We start from the raw sequence: 15309 nt of genomic DNA, 5'->3' as shown, positions 1-15309 counted from the left end.
TGCGTGCTTTCGATCGATACCCGGATTTTTCGGCCGCGTCATCACGGGTAGTGTTGGTTCATGTTGACTTGACGCGTCAAGTTCAGCAGCATCCTCATGAACAGGACGCGCACCGACGCAGCGCCCGCCCGGGGATCAGCGCTCCGGGCCGGCTGGATGGGACGGGTGGAGTGCTCGCACGCCAACGCCAGGAAGTGATCCTCGACGAGGTGCGGCGCACCGGCGCCGTGCAGGTCAGCGAGCTCGTGCTGCGCCTCGGCGTCTCCGACATGACCATCCGCCGCGACCTCGACGCGCTCGCCCGCCAGGGCCTCGTCGAGAAGGTCTACGGCGGCGCCACCTCCACCCTCGGCCGCAGCACCGACGAACCCGGCTTCGAAGCCAAGTCGGTCCGCCAGCTCGCGGAGAAGGAGGCCATCGCGCGCGAGGCCGCCGCGCTCGTCCGGCCCGGCACCGCCATCGGCCTGTCCGCGGGCACCACCACCTGGACCATGGCCCGGCACCTCGACGACATCCCCGACCTCACCGTCGTCACCAACTCGGTCCGCGTCGCCGACGTGCTGCAGCAGCGCGGGCGCACCGACCGCACCGTCGTGCTCACCGGCGGCGTCCGCACCCCCTCCGACGCGCTCGTCGGACCCGTCGCCGTGCAGTCGCTGCGGTCCCTGCACCTGGACCTCGTGTTCCTCGGCGTGCACGGCATGGCGCCCCGCGCCGGGTTCACCACCCCCAACCTCAACGAGAGCGAGACCAACCGGGCGCTCGCCGAAGCCGCCAGCAGGCTCGTCGTCGTCGCCGACCACGCCAAGTGGTCCACCGTCGGCATCTCCACCATCGTCGACTTCGCCGAGGTCGACGTGCTGATCACCGACGACGGGCTGCCCGACGACGCCCGGCAGCTGCTCGCCGAGCAAGTCCACGAACTGGTGATCGCCGAAGCGGTGCTCACCGCCGATTCCGCACCCGACAAGTCCGGCCCCGACCAGGCCGGCAGCGATCAGGAGGCCGCGCGGTGAAGCGCACCGTCCGGGAACTGGCCGACGGCAGGCAGATCTACTACTTCGACACCGACCCGGCGCGGGAGCGCGCGGCCGCGGACACCCGCGACCTGCCGCCGCGGCCCCCCGTCTCCGAGATGCGGCGCGACCCGCTCACCGGGGAATGGGTCGCGATGGCCGCGCACCGGCAGACCCGCACCTACAAGCCGCCGGCCGACCAGTGCCCGCTGTGCCCGAGCACGCCCGGACGCCTCACCGAGATCCCCGAGGCCGACTACGAAGTCGCCGTCTTCGAGAACCAGTTCCCGTCCTTCGCCGCCGCCGAACCCGATCCGTCCACAGTGGACGGACTTCCGATGGTGCCGACCGGGCCGGCGCGCGGTCGCTGCGAAGTCGTGTGCTTCACCTCCGACCACGGCACCTCCTTCGGGCAGCTCAGCCCCGCGCAGGTCCGCACCGTCGTCGAGGCCTGGGCCGACCGCACCGCCGAACTCTCCGCCACCCCCGGCGTCGAGCAGGTCTTCTGCTTCGAGAACCGGGGCGAGGAGATCGGGGTGACGCTGCACCACCCGCACGGCCAGATCTACGGGTACCCGTTCGTCACGCCCAAGACCGAGCGGATGCTGCGCACCGCCGAGGACTACCTCGCCGAGCACGGCAGGCCCGTCCTCGGCGACGTGCTCGCCGCCGAACGCGCCTCCGGGCGCCGCGTCGTCGTCGACTCCGAGCACTGGACCGCGTACGTGCCCGCCGCCGCCCGCTGGCCGGTCGAGGTGCACGTGGTGCCGCACCGCCAGGTGCCCGACCTCGTCGCGCTCACCGACGAGGAGCGCGACGACTTCGCCACCACCTACCTGGAGGTGCTGCGGCGGCTCGACGGGCTCTACGACCGGCCGCTGCCCTACATCGCCGCGTGGCACCAGGCGCCGGTGCGCACCGGGCGCGACCTGTCCTGGCTGCACCTGGAGCTGTTCTCGGTGCTGCGTTCCGCGGACAAGCTGAAGTACCTCGCCGGGTCCGAGTCGGGCATGGCGGTGTGGGTCAACGACGTGACGCCGGAGCAGATCGCCGACCGGCTCCAGGCGCTCTGATCGGCCGCCGCCCGCTACGCCGGGTGATCGATGTCCGGGCGTCGCGCTCTCGATCGAGGGTGTGACGTTCGGCACTGGCGCGGATTCGTCCGGCACTCCACAGGCGGGTCTCAGGCGGTTCTCAGCTGAATGCCCCAAAGTGGGGAACATGAGCGACCAGCCCCAGCGCGGCTCGGGCGAACCGTCCGAAGAGCCGCGACAGCAGGCAGACAGCAGCGGAACCGCCCACATTCCGCAGGCGACCGGCGACACGCCGCCTGCCGGGGCCTTCGAGCAGCAGTCCGGCACCCAGCAGCAGCCGCACCTCGCGCCCGACGCCGACCCCGGCAGGCAGGAACCGCCCGGCGGTCCCGCGGCCACCCGGCAGCAGCCCCAGCCGTACGGCGCCTACGAGCAGCAGCCCGGCATGGGCGGCGCTCCAGGCGGCCAGTACCCGCAGATGGGCGCGCCGCACCAGCAGCAGGGCTGGTACCAGCAGCCGATGGGCGCGGTCCCCGTGCAGCAGCACCGGCCTGCCAAGCGCAACGGGCTCGTCGCCACCGCGCTCGTCGGTGCGCTCGCGATCGGCCTGGTCGGTGGCGGCGTCGGCGGTTTCGTCGGCTACCGCCTCGGCTCGTCCGGCGCGGAATCCCAGGGCACGAGCCTCGACCAGCAGCAGCCCGCGCGCAGCGCCAGCGTCGCGCCGAAGGGCTCGGTGCAGGGCGTCGCCGAGAAGGTGCTGCCCAGCGTGGTGCAGCTGCAGATGCAGAGCGCGCAGGGCTCCGGCGAGGGCTCCGGGATCGTGCTCAGCCAGGACGGCTACATCCTCACCAACGCCCACGTCGCCGAAGGTGCCGGGCAGGGCAGGCTCACGGCGATGTTCAACGACAACCGGACCGCGTCGGTCCGGATCGTCGGCTCCGACCCGAAGTCCGACCTCGCCGTGGTGAAGGCCGACATCACCGGTCTCACCCCGGTCGAGCTCGGCCGCTCCGACGACCTGCCGGTCGGTGCCCCGGTGGTGGCGATCGGCTCGCCGTTCGGGCTCTCCGGCACCGTCACCAGCGGCATCATCAGCGCCAAGGACCGCCCGGTGCGCGCGGGCGGGCAGAGCGGTGCCCAGGACAGCGTGCTCAACGCGCTGCAGACCGACGCCGCGATCAACCCCGGCAACTCCGGTGGCCCGCTGGTCGACATGGACGGCCGCGTCGTCGGCATCAACTCCGCCATCTACAGCCCCGGGTCCGGGGAGCAGGAGCAGGGCGGTTCGGTCGGCCTCGGCTTCGCCATCCCGATTGACCAGGCGCAGCGCACCGCGAAGGAGCTCAAGGACACCGGCGCGGCGACCCAGACCACGCTCGGCGTGAGCATCCAGAGCGCGCAAGGGGGCGGCGCCGTGGTGCGCCAGGTGGTGCCGAACGGGCCCGCGCAGCAGGCGGGCATTCGGAACGACGAGCGGATCACCAAGTTCGACGGGCGCTTCATCGAGGACGCGGACGCCCTCGTCGCCACGGTCCGCTCCCACCAGCCGGGCCAGAAGGTCCAGGTGACCCTGACCGGCGCGGACGGCGGCGAGCGCACGGTGGACGTCGTGCTCGCCGGTCAGTAGGTCCGCACGACACCCGGCCGCGTCCGCGGCCAGCCCCGCACGGCCCGGCCCGGGCCGCGGTGACAAGGAGAACGCGACAGATGTCCGAACGCAACGGCCACGTCATCCCGCACCGGAACCAGCAGCAGCGCGCCCGGCTCGTCGAGCCCGGCGAGTCACTGGATCTCCCCCCGGAACTCCTTGCCACTACGGTGAACGGCATGGAACGCAGCGCGCAGCGGCTGGGACGCGCCCTGGTGGTCGTGGTCGACGACCGGGCCGCGCAGGGCGAGCAGGAGGACAGCATCGGTCCGTTGGTGACCGAACTGCTGGAGGAAGCCGGATTCATCGTGGACGGGACCGTCGCGGTGGCCGGGGAGACGGTGGACATCCGCAACGCGCTGAACACCGCGGTGATCGGCGGCGTGGACGTGGTGATCACGGTCGGCGGCACCGGGGTCTCGCCCCGGGACGTCACGCCAGACGCCACCTCCGGGGTGCTGGACATGCCGGTGCCCGGCATCGCCGAGGCCCTGCGGGCGTCGGGGCTGGCCGCGGGAGCGGTCGACGCCGGGGTGTCCCGCGGGCTGGCCGGGGTGTCCGGCAGCACGCTGGTGGTCAACCTGGCCGGATCCCGGGCCGCGGTGCGGGACGGGATGGCGACGTTGTCGCCGCTGGTGACGCACGTGATCGAGCAGCTGTCGGGGCTCGAACAGGCCTGACCCGGAACCGGACGACAACGGTGGCGGCACCCTCCGGGGCGCCGCCACCGCTCTGTTCGTGCTTCCGCCGCGCGGTCGGCCAGGCGGACCTCAGGGGCCCGCCGGTGCCGGATCAGGCCGAGGGGGTCCCGCCGGGCTGCGCCGGGCCGTCGCCGTCCGGCTTGCGCGGTGTCTCACCTGGCTGCTGGTCCGAGCCGGCGCCGGTCGAGCCGGTGCCGCCCTGCTGGGCGGAACCGCCGGAGGACTGCTGCTTGTTGAGCACGCCCTCGACCTTGCTGCTCACGTTCTCGATCTGGTCGTGGTACTTGCCGCCGGTGGCCTTGTCCAGCTTCGTCTTGGCGGCGTCCAGCCCCTTCGTGGCGTTCGGCCCCGCCTTCTCGGCGAGTTCGCCCGCCTTGTCCTTGGCCTGGTTGGCCAGGTCCTTCGCCTTGTCCAGGAAACTCATCCGTTGCCTCCAGGTGGCCGTGCCGCTGCGGTCGGCCGGGTCGGGTGGCCGTGCCGGTCACGGCCGCGGAACCGGTGGGCACCGGCTCGTCCCGGCCGTCACCGGGAAGTCCCCGGGTGCCCGGTCATGGTCGCACCACGATCTTGGTGGAGGAAGCCGACCACGGCATCCGGAGTCCGCGCATCCCCGTGATGGGGGACGATGGCGGTATGACGGAGACGGAACGGCAGCGTCGGCGCCGCCTCGCCGAGATCTTCGGCGAGGTGCTCCCGGAGACCACCTCGGACGAGCGGTCCGAGGGGCCGGACCGGCGCGACGGCGATCAGCGGGAGACCGAGCGCTGGTACCGGGAGAACCGCCCGCCGCACCACGGCGGCTGACGGGCCCGGAACCGCTCGCGGGTCAGTTCTTGCTGGCGCCGCCGTTGCCGCTCTGCGCCGACACCGAGGTGGTCGCGCTGACGGTGGTGTCGTCGTCGGTGGAGAGGCCCTTCACCGCGGGCAGGCCCTGCTCGCGACGCAGCAGGTCGCGGATCTCCTGCAGCAGCTCCACGTCGGTCGGGTCGGCCGGGCCCTCTTCCTTGCCCTTCTTCCGCCGCTCCTGGATCTTCTGCATCGGCATCACGAACAGGAAGTAGACCACCGCGGCCGTGATCAAGAACGTGATGATCGAGTTGATCACCACGGCGAAGTCGATGACCGAGGCCTCGTTGCCGTCGATGATCTGGAACGACAGCCCGCGGACGTTCGCCCCGCCTGCCGCGGCGATCACGGGCTTGATGACGCTGGTCGTGACCGCGGTGACCAGCGCGGTGAACGCGCTGCCGACGACGACCGCGACCGCGAGGTCGATGACGTTGCCTCGCATCAAGAAGTCCTTGAAGCCCTTGAGCACGGCACACTCCTTCGTTGAACTCGACGTGCCCGGGTCGGTCCCGGACGGGAGGGGGGAGCCGCGGGAGCGCGTCCCGGCGGCTGCTCAGCGGAGCGTAACGGTCACCGAATGGATCAACGACGCTCCGGCCACCGCCGCAGCGCGCTGCTCCGGAACGCCCACGACCAGGAGTCGTCCCTGGTCCGCGCCGCTTCCGGTGGGGTGCACCGCCAGCACCGGTACCCGCTCGGCGAGCACCGTTCCGGGACCGGATCGTTCCTGGGGTGTGACCAGGTCCACTCGGGCCCCGGGGTGCAGCAGGTCGCCGACCCCGGGATCCGCGAGCCGCACCGGCACCGCGACCTGCCCGGGTGCGGCCGCGGCCTCCGGTGGTCGTTCCGGTGCGGTGGCCAGCCGGACGTCGGTGAGCGGTTCGCCGTCCCGCACCGCGCCGCCGGGCGCCCGGCCCACCGCGGCGGCCGGATCGCGCAGCGCCCCGGACGGCACCAGGTCGGCGGGCAGGTCGCGGTGCCGGAGGTCCGCGGCGTCGAGCGGCCTGCCGGGAGCGAGGTCGTGCGCCGCCACCACCACCCGCACCTGCCTGCCGGTGGCGGGCAGCAGTGCGAGCGCACCGGCCAGCACGAACAGCGCGACGGCCGCGATCCGGCGGGCGAGCAGCAGGCCGGAGCCGCGCGCCACCGGAGCTCGCGGCAGCAGCGCGGCCAACCGCTCCCGCGCGGTCGGCCCGAGGTCCCGGCCGGTGCGCCGCCGTCCGCGCGCCCGGGAGCGGCGCGTGTTCCCGCCGCGCCGGCCATGAGCACCGGATTCGCCCCTGCCCGTTCCGCCGTTCTCCCGCGGCCCCGTGGTTCCGGAGCCTCCGCGCCCACCGCTCATGGTCCCCTCCTCGCCCGCCATCGCCTGAGATCGACGTTAGGAGAGCGCGGGCAGCGCGGACAGGGTCGAGTTCGGAATCTGTGGATGGATCGCCGACCTGTGGACAACCCCGCCCCGGAAGGGGGAGAACCCGTGGTCAACGCAGAAAAAATCGCCGACCGCGACAGCGATCGGCGATCTCGGGAACCGGCGCGGAACGGATCAGGAAGCCGCGGCGGTGGTCGAGGAGGAACTCGACGAGGAGGACGACGAGGAAGCGGAGGACGACGAGGAGCTCGACGACGAGTCCGAGGACGAGCTCGACGAACCGGACCCGGAGTCCCCGGACGACGAGGACGAGGTGGACGTCGAGGACGAGCCGGAGTTCGGCCGGTTGTCCGTGCGGTAGAACCCGCTGCCCTTGAACACGATGCCCACCGCGTTGAACAGCTTCCGGAGCCGACCGGTGCACTGCGGGCACTCGGTCAGCGAGTCTTCGCTGAAGGACTGCACCGCCTCGAATCGGTGGTCGCATTCGGTGCAGGCGTACTGGTAGGTGGGCACGGCCGTCAACCTCCGGGCTTTTCATGGTATTGGCACTCGAATGGACAGAGTGCCAACACGATGATGCGCCATCTGAGGTGCCCAGCGCAAACACGCTTAGGTCACACCGCGTGCCCGCCGCCACCGCCACCGACTGCGACGAGCCCGCGACCAGGCGTGATCACCGCGTGCATCCGGACGTCGTGCTCCTCGCCGGGCAGCTCCGCCACGAACTCGGCGTCCCGCACCACCGCGATCAGCCGCGCGGCCGGATCCGCCAGCGGCAGCGACCGGTCGTAGTGCCCGGCTCCCCGGCCCAGCCGGACCCCGCGCTCGTCCACCGCCAGCGCGGGCACCAGCACCGCGTCGGCCGCCCCGAGCTCCGCCGCCCCCAGCCGCGGACCGTTCGGCTCCAGCAGCCCGTAGCGAGCCCGGTCCAGGGAATCCGCCCCGGTGTAGTCCGCCCAGTCCAGCGGCGCCGCGCCGACCACCACCGGCAGCAGCACCCGGCAGCTCGCCGCCCGCAGCGCGTCCAGCAACGCCGTGGACCCGGGTTCGCCGCGCACCGGGACGTACGCCGCGACCACCCGCGGGCTGCACCGCTCGGCCCAGCCCAGCACCGCCGAACGAAGTGACCCGGCCTCCGCTGATCGAGTGGTCTCGTCGATGGTCCTCCTGCGTTCTTCCAGGACGCGGCGCCATTCCGACTTGGATTGCCGTAGTTCTCCCAGCGAGGTCACAGCTCCACCATAGGCGCGACCGATAGGCTCCCAAGTCATGAACAGCGCTGCCAGCAACCCCGCGAACGCTGCGTTCCGCACCGCCATCGTGCCCGCCGCGGGCCTGGGGACCCGGTTCCTGCCGACCACCAAGGCCGTGCCCAAGGAACTGCTGCCCGTCGTGGACACCCCGGGGATCGAACTGGTGGCGACCGAGGCCGCCGAAGCGGGCGCCGAACGCCTCGTGATCGTGACCTCCCCGGACAAGAAGGCCGTCACCGACTACTTCCAGCCGGCGCCCGAACTGGAGGGCACGCTCCGCGAGCGCGGCAAGGACGCCCAGCTCGCCAAGGTGCGGCGGGCCCCCGAGCTGATCGCCGCCGAGACCGCGCTGCAGGAGGAGGCACTCGGCCTCGGGCACGCGGTGAGCTGCGCCGAGCAGAACCTCACCGACGCCGACGACGCCGTCGCCGTGCTGCTGCCCGACGACCTGGTGCTGCCCCGCGGCGTCCTCGCCAAGATGGCCGAGACCCGTGCCCGCCACGGCGGCAGCGTGCTCTGCGCCTTCGACGTGCCCGACGACGAGGTCTCCTCGTACGGCGTCTTCGACGTCGCCGACACCGACGAGGACGACGTCAAGCAGGTCCGCGGCATGGTGGAGAAGCCCGCGCCGGCGGACGCCCCCTCCAGCCTCGCCGCCGCCGGCCGGTACCTCCTCGACCGGGCGGTCTTCGACGCGCTCAAGCGGATCGAACCCGGTGCCGGAGGTGAGCTGCAACTCACCGATGCCGTAGCGTTGCTGATCTCGGAGGGTCACCCGGTGCACGTGGTGGTGCACCGCGGCAAGCGACACGACTTGGGAAATCCTGGCGGTTTCCTCAAAGCTGCGGTGGACTTCGCCCTGGACGACCCCGAGTACGGGCCTGGTCTGCGGGACTGGCTCGGTGAACGGCTGAACAGGAGCTGACGGCGAGCGGCCTCGGCTCCACCTGGAAGAGGTCGAGTGCCATGAGGTCAGTGGACGAACAGCTCGCGCGTGTCCTCACCGCCGCGGTGCGGCCCGCGCCGGTGCGGGTGGCGATCTCCGAAGCGCAGGGACTGCTGTGCGCCGAGGAGATCGTGGCCGGTCAGGCACTTCCCGGATTCGACCAGGCCGCGGTGGACGGTTACGCCGTGCGCAGCGTCGACGTGCAGGACGCCGGGGACGGGACGCCGGTGCTGCCGGTGGTCGGCGAGATCACCTCCGGTTCCCGGCAGCCCCGCCGGCTGCAACCCGGTCAGGCGGTGCGGGTCACGGCGGGCGCTCCGCTGCCCACGCTGGCCGACGCCGTGGTGCCGCTGGACCGCACCGACGAGCACCCGGCGAAGGTCACCGTCCGCCAGGGCGTGCCCTCGGCGGCGTTCGTGCGGCGCGCGGGCGAGGACGTGCAGACCGGCGACCTCGCGGTGCGCCGCGGCTCGGCGATCGGGTCCGCGCAGGTGGGGCTGCTCGCGGCGGTCGGCAGGGACAAGGTGCTGGTGCACCCGCGGCCGCGCGTCTCTGTGCTGTCGCTGGGCGACGAGCTGGTCGACGTGGACCGCAGCCCGGGGCAGGGGCAGGTCTACGACGTGAACTCCTACGCGCTGGCCGCCGCCGCCCGCGACGCCGGTGCGGAGGTCACCCGGGTGGGCATCGTGAGCACCGAGCCCAAGCGGTTGCGCGAGGTCGTGGAGGGCCGGTTGCTGCTCTCCGAGATCGTGGTGATCTCCGGCGGGGTCGGCGGGGCGCTCGGCGGCGAGGTGCGCTCGGCGCTGGGTGACCTGGGCGAGCTCGACGCGACGCGGGTCGCGATGCAGCCGGGTTCCATGCAGGCCTTCGGCCGGCTCGGGCCGGACGAGGTGCCGACCTTCCTGCTGCCCGGCAACGCGGTGAGCGCGCTGGTGGTCTTCGAGGTGCTCGTGCGGCCGCTGATCCGCTCCGCGCTGGGCCGCGGCAACCCGCACCGCCGGACCGTGACGGCGAACCTGCTCTCGCCGGTGACCTCGACCGCGGGCCGCCGCGGCTTCCTGCGGGGGCAGCTGCTGCGCGACCCGGAGACCGACTCCTACCTGGTCCAGCCGCTGGGGACCTCCGGCTCGCACCTGCTGGCGTCGTTGGCCGAGGCGAACTGCCTGATCCTGGTCGACGAGGACGTCACCGAGGTCGGCACCGGCGAGGACGTCCAGGTCCGGTTCCTGTCCCAGCGGGCGTGACCCGCTCGATGTCCGAGGAGGCCGAGCCGCTCTTCCCGTCCCGCCACCCCGGCTGGCCGGCGCGACCGGGGCCGCTGCTGGTGCCCGCGGGCGCGGTCGAGCTGCGTCCGCCCCGGCTGCGGGACGCCACGGCGTGGAGCGGGCTGCGGTTGCGGGACCGGGTGTACCTCCAGCGCTGGGAGCCGACGACGGTCGGCGACTGGCGGGACCGCAACGCGGTGCTGGCCTGGCCCGCGCAGTGGAGCGCGTTGCGCGGCCTGGCGCGGCGCGGGCAGGCGCTCCCGTTCGCGATCTCGGTGGACGGCCGGTTCGCCGGGCAGCTGACGGTCGGCAACGTGGTGCGCGGCGCGCTGCGCTCGGCGTGGATCGGCTACTGGGTCGCGGAGGACGTGTCCGGGGGCGGGATCGCGACCGCGGCGGTGGCGCTGGCGGTGGACCACTGCTTCGGTCCGGCGGGGCTGCACCGGCTGGAGGCGACGGTCCGGCCGGAGAACTCGCCGAGCGTGCGGGTGCTGGAGAAGGCCGGGTTCCGACGCGAGGGGCTGTTCGAGCGCTACCTCGACGTCGAGGGCGCGTGGCGGGACCACTACGTCTACGGGCTCACCGTCGAGGACCGGCCGGAGGGGGTCGCGGCCGCGCTGGTCCGCAGCGGACGAGCCCGGTACGCCTGACCCGATCGGGAGATCTTCGCCGCACCTAGCGGCCGGGAGCGGTGCTCACCGGGGCCGAGACCTCCGTCACCGCGCCTCGACGACCCGTCCCTCGTCCGAGTGTATTTCCGCGGTTCCCAGGCGCGTGGAGGCCGACACGCCGGGGCATCGCGTCCCTTCCCCGATGCCGCCCGTGCGTTTTTCTGCCTTCAGGACGAAACGAAATCGGAACGGCGTGCCTCAGAGACAGATGTGACAGAAGTGGCTAGCGTGGCGGTCGCAGCAGTGTGCGGCAGGCAGCCAGGGGGAGGTGGCGAGGCGTGCCCAGTTCTTTGATCTTCGCGGCGCTTGCGGCGGCGTGGTTGGTGGTTCTGGTCCCGATGTTCGCCCGTCGCCGGCAGGAAGTGTCCAAGACGACGGACTCGGCACTGGCGGCGCGCGTGGTTCGCAGGGGAAGCGATCGGTCCGTGACCGGCGGAACGGATAGGGCGCAGGAGGCGTACGGCATGGCCGACACCGACCGGCACGAGGACGACGACCGCGACGAGATCGACGAGTACGACGAGGTCGACGGCGTCGACGTGCAGGACGAGGACCAGCGGCGCCGCGTGCACAGCGACGACGTCCGCGCCGGACGCCGCTACCGGCCCGGCCGAGGTGGCTACGACCCGGAGGCCGCGGCGCTCGCGGCCCGCACCAAGTACGCCCGCAGGCAGCGGATCACCATTGCGATGGTGCTCACCGCGATCGCCACCGCGCTGGTCGCGGCGCTCGCGTGGACCGCGGCCTGGTGGCTGCACGCGGTCGTGGACCTCGCCATCGTCGGCTACCTCACCTACCTGCGCCGCCAGGTCCGCATCGAGCAGGACATCCGGGAGCGCAGGCTCGCGCGGATGTCCGCGCTGCGGGAGGACGAGGACGAGGACGACGAGCTGGAGTACGGCGAGCCCGCGCTCGACGAGTACGACGAGCGGGACGAGTTCGAGGCGCCCCGCGGTCCGGCTCCGCGCAACACCGGAGCGGTCGTCGTGGAGATCGACGACGAGGACCCGATGTTCGACGAGCTCGACGAGCGGACCTGGCAGCCGTACCGCCGTGCGGTGGGCGAATAGGTTCCGCGCCCCCTTCTGGAGGGGGGTGTGCGGAGTGCTGTTGGGGCCCTGCTAAGCTACAACAGCACTCAGGCAAGGGGCTGTAGCGCAGTTGGTAGCGCGTCTCGTTCGCATCGAGAAGGTCAGGGGTTCGATTCCCCTCAGCTCCACGGAAGAGCCCGGTCGACGCATTGCGTCTTCCGGGCTTTTTTCGTTTGTACGGGGGCCGAGCCCCCGTAGGCCCCCACGGTGCGGTGGTGGGTGAGGTGGTTCGTTGCGGTGGGGTGGGGTTCCCGGCCTGCTCGCATTGATCGGGGCCTGGTCGACGCTGGCGCGTCTTCCAGGCTCTTTTTCGTTCGTGCGTGGCTACTTGGCTGTTCGCCGTGGAATCGGGGCGGGTCGACGCTGCGCGTCTTCCTGGCTTCCTCGTCGTGCGGGGCGATGGTGAGATTCGTCCACTGTGGATAGTTCTCAAGAGCGGGCGTTGGCTGAGCGGGCCAGGGCGTCGGCTGCTCGGTCTACCTGGGCTCGGGTGGTGCTGCGGCCCAGCGACAGGCGCAGGGCGCCCAGGGCGAGGTCCGCGTCCAGCCCGGTCGCGAGCAGCGCGGCCGACGGCGTGCGGGTGCCCGCGTGGCAGGCGCTGCCCGTCGAGGCCGCGACCTCGGGGGCACCGGCGAGCACCTCGGCGCCGATCCGATCGGGCACGACGACCAGCAGGGTGTTCGGCAGCGCCTCCTCGCGCGGGCTGATCCGCAGCAGGCCGGGCAGTCGCGCGGCGAGCCGGTCCCACAACCGCTCTCGCAGCCGGGTCTGCCGCACCCGTTCCGCGTCCAGCAGCGTTCCGGCGAGTTCGGCGGCGGCGCCCAGCGCGACGATCCCCGGCACGTTCTCGGTGCCCGGCCGGATCCCGCCTTCCTGCCCGGCGCCCAGCAGCACCGGGGCGATCGAGGTGCCGCGGCGCAGGTAGAGCGCGCCGACGCCCTTCGGGGCGCAGAACTTGTGCCCCGCGACGCTGAGCAGGTCCACGCCGAGCTCGTCGACGGACACCGGGATCTTGCCGACGGCTTGGGCCGCGTCGGCGTGCGCCAGCCCACCTCGGGAGCGGATCTCCTCGGCGAAGCCGCGCACCGGCTGGACGGTGCCGGTCTCGTTGTGCGCCAGGACCAGCGTGCCCAGTCCGACCTCGCCGGGTGGCATCCGGTCCAGTGCGATGCGCGCCCGCGCGTCCACCGGCAGCTGGTCCACCCGCCAGCCGCGGCGGCGGCGCAGGTGGGCCAGCGGTGCGGTCGTGGCCGGGTGCTCGACGGCGGAGGTCACCGCGACCTCGGTGCGGGCCAGGGCGGCCGCGCCCCGGATCGCGAGGTTGTTCGCCTCGGTGCCGCCGGAGGTGAAGACGATCTCGTCGGGGTGCGCACCGAGGAGGGCGGCGAGCTGCTCGCGCGCGTGCTCGACGGCCTTGCGCGCCCGCTGGCCCTGCGCGGTCGTGCTGGACGGGTTGCCGAACACCTCGGTGAGGTGCGGCCACATCGCCTCGGCGACCTCGCGCGCGATCGGCGTCGTGGCGTTGTGGTCCAGGTAGATCGCGTCGTCGGTCATCCGCCCTCCCGGTGCTCGCGCCACGATCCTTCGCCGTGGCGCCCGGGTCCGCAGTCCGCGGGTCAGGCGCTCTCGGCCGCCGCGGCGCGCCCGGCTTGCCTGCCGGAGAACAGGCAGCCGCCGAGGAACGTGCCCTCCAGCGCCCGGTAGCCGTGCACGCCACCGCCGCCGAACCCGGAGACCTCGCCCGCCGCGTACAGCCCGGGGACCGGTTCGCCGGAGGTGCCGAGCACGCGGCCGGACAGGTCGGTCTGCAACCCGCCGAGGGTCTTGCGGGTGAGGATGTTCATCCGGATCGCGATCAGCGGTCCCGCCGCCGGGTCCAGGATCTTGTGCAGCGGGGTGGTGCGCACCAGGCTGTCGCCGACGTAGGCCAGGGAGTTCCGGACGCCCATGATCTGCAGGTCCTTGGTGAACGGGTTGTCGACCTGCCCGTCCCGCAGCTCGACCTGCGCGCGCAGCTCGGCCGCGTCGATCAGATCCGCCCCGGCGAGCCGGTTCATGCCGGCGACCAGCTCGTCGAGGTCGTCGGCGACGACGAAGTCCTCGCCGTCGTCCAGGAACGCCTTCACCGGCGGCGGGGTGTCGTGGAACAGGCGGCTCGCCAGGTAGGCGGCGAGGTCCTTGCGGGTGAGCTCCGGGTTCTGCTCGGACCCGGACAGCACGAACTCCTTGTCGATGATCCGCTTGTTGAGCACGAACCAGGAGTGGTCGTGCCCGCTGCGCTGGATCAGTTCGAGGGTGCCGAGGGTGTCGTAGCTGGGCACGCCGGGGTTCGGGAAGCGGCGGCCGTTCGCGTCGAACCACAGCGAGGACGGGGCGGCGAGGACGCGGATGCCGTGCCCAGGCCAGATCGGGCTGTGGTTGATCATGCCTTCGGTGTAGTGCCACATCCGGTCGCGGTTGACCAGCCGGGCTCCCGCGGCCTCCGAGATGCCGAGCATCCGGCCGTCCACGTGCGCGGGCACCCCGGTGATCATGCGCGCGGGCGGGGTGCCGAGCCAGGACGGCCAGTTGGCGCGGATCAGGTCGTGGTCGGCGCCGATACCACCGGAGGTGACGATCACGATGGGCGCGCGCAGCTCGAACTTCCCGATCTCGGTGCGGGAGCTGGGCGTGCCGCGCGGGGCGTCGCTGGGTTCGAGCACGCCGCCGCGCACGCCGTCCACGGCGCCACCGGTGGTGCTGAGCTCGTCGACCCGGTGCCGGAACCGGAAGGTGACCCTGCCGTCGGCCGCCGCGTCCCGCACCAGCTTCTCGAACGGTTCCACCACGCCGGGGCCGGTGCCGAGGGTGAGGTGGAACCGCGGCACCGAGTTGCCGGGGCCGTCGGCGAGCTGCCCGCCGCGTTCCGCCCAGCCGACGACCGGCACCCAGGAGACGCCGAGCCCGGACAACCAGGACCGCTTCTCCCCGTTGGCGAACTGCAGGTAGGCCTCGGCCCAGCGCGCCGCCCAGTGGTCCTCGCCCGCCGGGTCGTCGACGCCGCGGTCGAATCCGGCGGTGGAGAACCAGTCGGCGCGGGCGAGTTCGAGGGAGTCCTTGATGCCCGCCGCCCGCTGCTCGGGGGAATCGATGAACAGCAACCCGCCGAGGGACCAGAACGCCTGGCCGCCGAGGCTCGCCTCCGGTTCCTGGTCGACGAGCAGCACGCGGCGCCCGGCGGCGACCAGCTCGGCGGTGGCGACGAGCCCGGCGAGGCCCGCTCCGACGACGATGGCGTCGGCGTCGGCGCCGGGTGCCGCGCCCGCGCTTCCGGGGGACATCGCGATGCCGGCCAGGGCGCCGCCCGCGGCCAGCGCGCTTCCCGCGGCCAGGACGTCGCGGCGGGGGATTCCGCGGTCTGCTGACGAACTCATCGGCGAGTCCTCCACATCGAGGTCGGCGAACGGGTGGTGATCTTCTCGAA

At 72.8% G+C, this 15309-nt stretch carries 16 protein-coding genes and 1 tRNA gene; 10 read left to right on the top strand and 7 right to left on the bottom strand.

The features are described 5' to 3' along the window. Window positions 1–170: 170 nt before the first annotated feature. The 4 genes from H1226_RS25280 to H1226_RS25265 all read left to right on the top strand — a co-directional run bounded on the left by H1226_RS25280 (window position 171) and on the right by H1226_RS25265 (window position 4378). Complete coding sequence (locus tag H1226_RS25280) at window positions 171–1016, top strand: DeoR/GlpR family DNA-binding transcription regulator (RefSeq protein ID WP_224962887.1); 846 nt, start codon at window positions 171–173, stop codon at window positions 1014–1016. Then, a complete protein-coding gene (gene galT / locus H1226_RS25275; RefSeq protein WP_258343406.1) occupies window positions 1013–2089 on the top strand; it encodes a galactose-1-phosphate uridylyltransferase in 1077 nt (358 codons plus the stop codon). The genes H1226_RS25280 and galT overlap by 4 nt, the downstream gene beginning before the upstream one ends. A 148-nt stretch (window positions 2090–2237) precedes the next feature. Next, window positions 2238–3677: a S1C family serine protease gene (locus H1226_RS25270; RefSeq protein ID WP_258343404.1), complete on the top strand. Its 1440-nt coding sequence runs from the start codon at window positions 2238–2240 to the stop codon at window positions 3675–3677. Between the two features lie 200 nt (window positions 3678–3877). Beyond that, on the top strand, window positions 3878–4378 hold the full coding sequence (locus H1226_RS25265; RefSeq protein WP_184476585.1) for a MogA/MoaB family molybdenum cofactor biosynthesis protein: 501 nt from the start codon (window positions 3878–3880) through the stop codon (window positions 4376–4378). Between the two features lie 112 nt (window positions 4379–4490). Here H1226_RS25265 and H1226_RS25260 read toward each other — a convergent pair whose 3' ends face one another. Further along, window positions 4491–4823, bottom strand: coding sequence for an antitoxin (locus H1226_RS25260; protein ID WP_258343401.1), 333 nt, complete (start codon window positions 4821–4823; stop codon window positions 4491–4493). 209 nt (window positions 4824–5032) lie between these two features. Between H1226_RS25260 and H1226_RS25255 the strand changes: the two genes are divergently transcribed. Next, entirely contained in the window at window positions 5033–5203 is a 171-nt protein-coding gene (locus tag H1226_RS25255; protein ID WP_258343400.1) for a hypothetical protein, read from the top strand. A 22-nt stretch (window positions 5204–5225) separates the two neighbouring features. Here the strand turns inward: H1226_RS25255 and mscL are convergent, their stop codons facing one another. The 4 genes from mscL to H1226_RS25235 form a co-directional block, all read right to left on the bottom strand. Continuing rightward, on the bottom strand, window positions 5226–5717 hold the full coding sequence (gene mscL / locus H1226_RS25250; protein WP_258343399.1) for a large conductance mechanosensitive channel protein MscL: 492 nt from the start codon (window positions 5715–5717) through the stop codon (window positions 5226–5228). A gap of 84 nt (window positions 5718–5801) precedes the next feature. Continuing rightward, on the bottom strand, window positions 5802–6590 hold the full coding sequence (cpaB, locus tag H1226_RS25245; RefSeq protein WP_258343396.1) for a Flp pilus assembly protein CpaB: 789 nt from the start codon (window positions 6588–6590) through the stop codon (window positions 5802–5804). A gap of 201 nt (window positions 6591–6791) precedes the next feature. Next, a complete protein-coding gene (locus H1226_RS25240; RefSeq protein ID WP_258343394.1) occupies window positions 6792–7133 on the bottom strand; it encodes an FmdB family zinc ribbon protein in 342 nt (113 codons plus the stop codon). Window positions 7134–7234: 101 nt separating this feature from the next. Beyond that, on the bottom strand, window positions 7235–7852 hold the full coding sequence (locus H1226_RS25235; protein ID WP_258343392.1) for a 5-formyltetrahydrofolate cyclo-ligase: 618 nt from the start codon (window positions 7850–7852) through the stop codon (window positions 7235–7237). A 37-nt stretch (window positions 7853–7889) separates the two neighbouring features. On the opposite strand from H1226_RS25235, the gene H1226_RS25230 reads away from it, so the two are divergent. The 5 genes from H1226_RS25230 to H1226_RS25210 all read left to right on the top strand — a co-directional run bounded on the left by H1226_RS25230 (window position 7890) and on the right by H1226_RS25210 (window position 11974). Next, the gene (locus tag H1226_RS25230; protein ID WP_224960217.1) at window positions 7890–8798 is read left to right on the top strand and encodes a UTP--glucose-1-phosphate uridylyltransferase; all 909 of its coding nucleotides are present in this window, start codon (window positions 7890–7892) and stop codon (window positions 8796–8798) included. Between the two features lie 41 nt (window positions 8799–8839). Next, window positions 8840–10063, top strand: a complete 1224-nt coding sequence (gene glp, locus H1226_RS25225) for a molybdotransferase-like divisome protein Glp (protein ID WP_224960215.1) — start codon at window positions 8840–8842, stop codon at window positions 10061–10063. Window positions 10064–10071: 8 nt separating this feature from the next. Next, window positions 10072–10734, top strand: a complete 663-nt coding sequence (locus H1226_RS25220) for a GNAT family N-acetyltransferase (protein ID WP_258349503.1) — start codon at window positions 10072–10074, stop codon at window positions 10732–10734. Between the two features lie 485 nt (window positions 10735–11219). Then, window positions 11220–11825 carry a divisome protein SepX/GlpR gene (sepX, locus tag H1226_RS25215; protein ID WP_309148765.1) on the top strand — a complete coding sequence of 202 codons (606 nt, stop codon included), beginning with the start codon at window positions 11220–11222 and terminating at the stop codon, window positions 11823–11825. A gap of 76 nt (window positions 11826–11901) precedes the next feature. Then, window positions 11902–11974, top strand: a tRNA-Ala gene (locus H1226_RS25210). Between the two features lie 301 nt (window positions 11975–12275). On the opposite strand, the gene H1226_RS25205 is transcribed toward H1226_RS25210, so the two are convergent. Both H1226_RS25205 and H1226_RS25200 read right to left on the bottom strand, forming a co-directional pair. Beyond that, complete coding sequence (locus tag H1226_RS25205; RefSeq protein WP_258343382.1) at window positions 12276–13400, bottom strand: cysteine desulfurase family protein; 1125 nt, start codon at window positions 13398–13400, stop codon at window positions 12276–12278. A 62-nt stretch (window positions 13401–13462) separates the two neighbouring features. Beyond that, window positions 13463–15166: an FAD-binding dehydrogenase gene (locus H1226_RS25200; protein ID WP_258349502.1), complete on the bottom strand. Its 1704-nt coding sequence runs from the start codon at window positions 15164–15166 to the stop codon at window positions 13463–13465. Window positions 15167–15309: the final 143 nt, after the last annotated feature.

Origin of the sequence: Saccharopolyspora gregorii (genome assembly GCF_024734405.1) — a bacterium.
GTDB classification, from domain to species: domain Bacteria; phylum Actinomycetota; class Actinomycetes; order Mycobacteriales; family Pseudonocardiaceae; genus Saccharopolyspora_C; species Saccharopolyspora_C gregorii.
The sequence above is the reverse complement of the archived record's forward strand: the minus strand, read 5'-3'. Positions and strand labels throughout refer to the sequence as shown.

Excerpts from the sequence above, each read along its gene's own strand:
- H1226_RS25270 (WP_258343404.1), top strand. The coding sequence starts at position 2,238 with ATGAGCGACCAGCCCCAGCGCGGCTCGGGCGAACCGTCCGAAGAGCCG.
- H1226_RS25265 (WP_184476585.1), top strand. The coding sequence starts at position 3,878 with ATGGAACGCAGCGCGCAGCGGCTGGGACGCGCCCTGGTGGTCGTGGTC.
- H1226_RS25260 (WP_258343401.1), bottom strand. The coding sequence starts at position 4,823 with ATGAGTTTCCTGGACAAGGCGAAGGACCTGGCCAACCAGGCCAAGGAC.
- H1226_RS25255 (WP_258343400.1), top strand. The coding sequence starts at position 5,033 with ATGACGGAGACGGAACGGCAGCGTCGGCGCCGCCTCGCCGAGATCTTC.
- cpaB (WP_258343396.1), bottom strand. The coding sequence starts at position 6,590 with ATGAGCGGTGGGCGCGGAGGCTCCGGAACCACGGGGCCGCGGGAGAAC.
- H1226_RS25230 (WP_224960217.1), top strand. The coding sequence starts at position 7,890 with ATGAACAGCGCTGCCAGCAACCCCGCGAACGCTGCGTTCCGCACCGCC.
- glp (WP_224960215.1), top strand. The coding sequence starts at position 8,840 with ATGAGGTCAGTGGACGAACAGCTCGCGCGTGTCCTCACCGCCGCGGTG.
- H1226_RS25220 (WP_258349503.1), top strand. The coding sequence starts at position 10,072 with ATGTCCGAGGAGGCCGAGCCGCTCTTCCCGTCCCGCCACCCCGGCTGG.
- sepX (WP_309148765.1), top strand. The coding sequence starts at position 11,220 with ATGGCCGACACCGACCGGCACGAGGACGACGACCGCGACGAGATCGAC.
- H1226_RS25205 (WP_258343382.1), bottom strand. The coding sequence starts at position 13,400 with ATGACCGACGACGCGATCTACCTGGACCACAACGCCACGACGCCGATC.
- H1226_RS25200 (WP_258349502.1), bottom strand. The coding sequence starts at position 15,166 with ATGTCCCCCGGAAGCGCGGGCGCGGCACCCGGCGCCGACGCCGACGCC.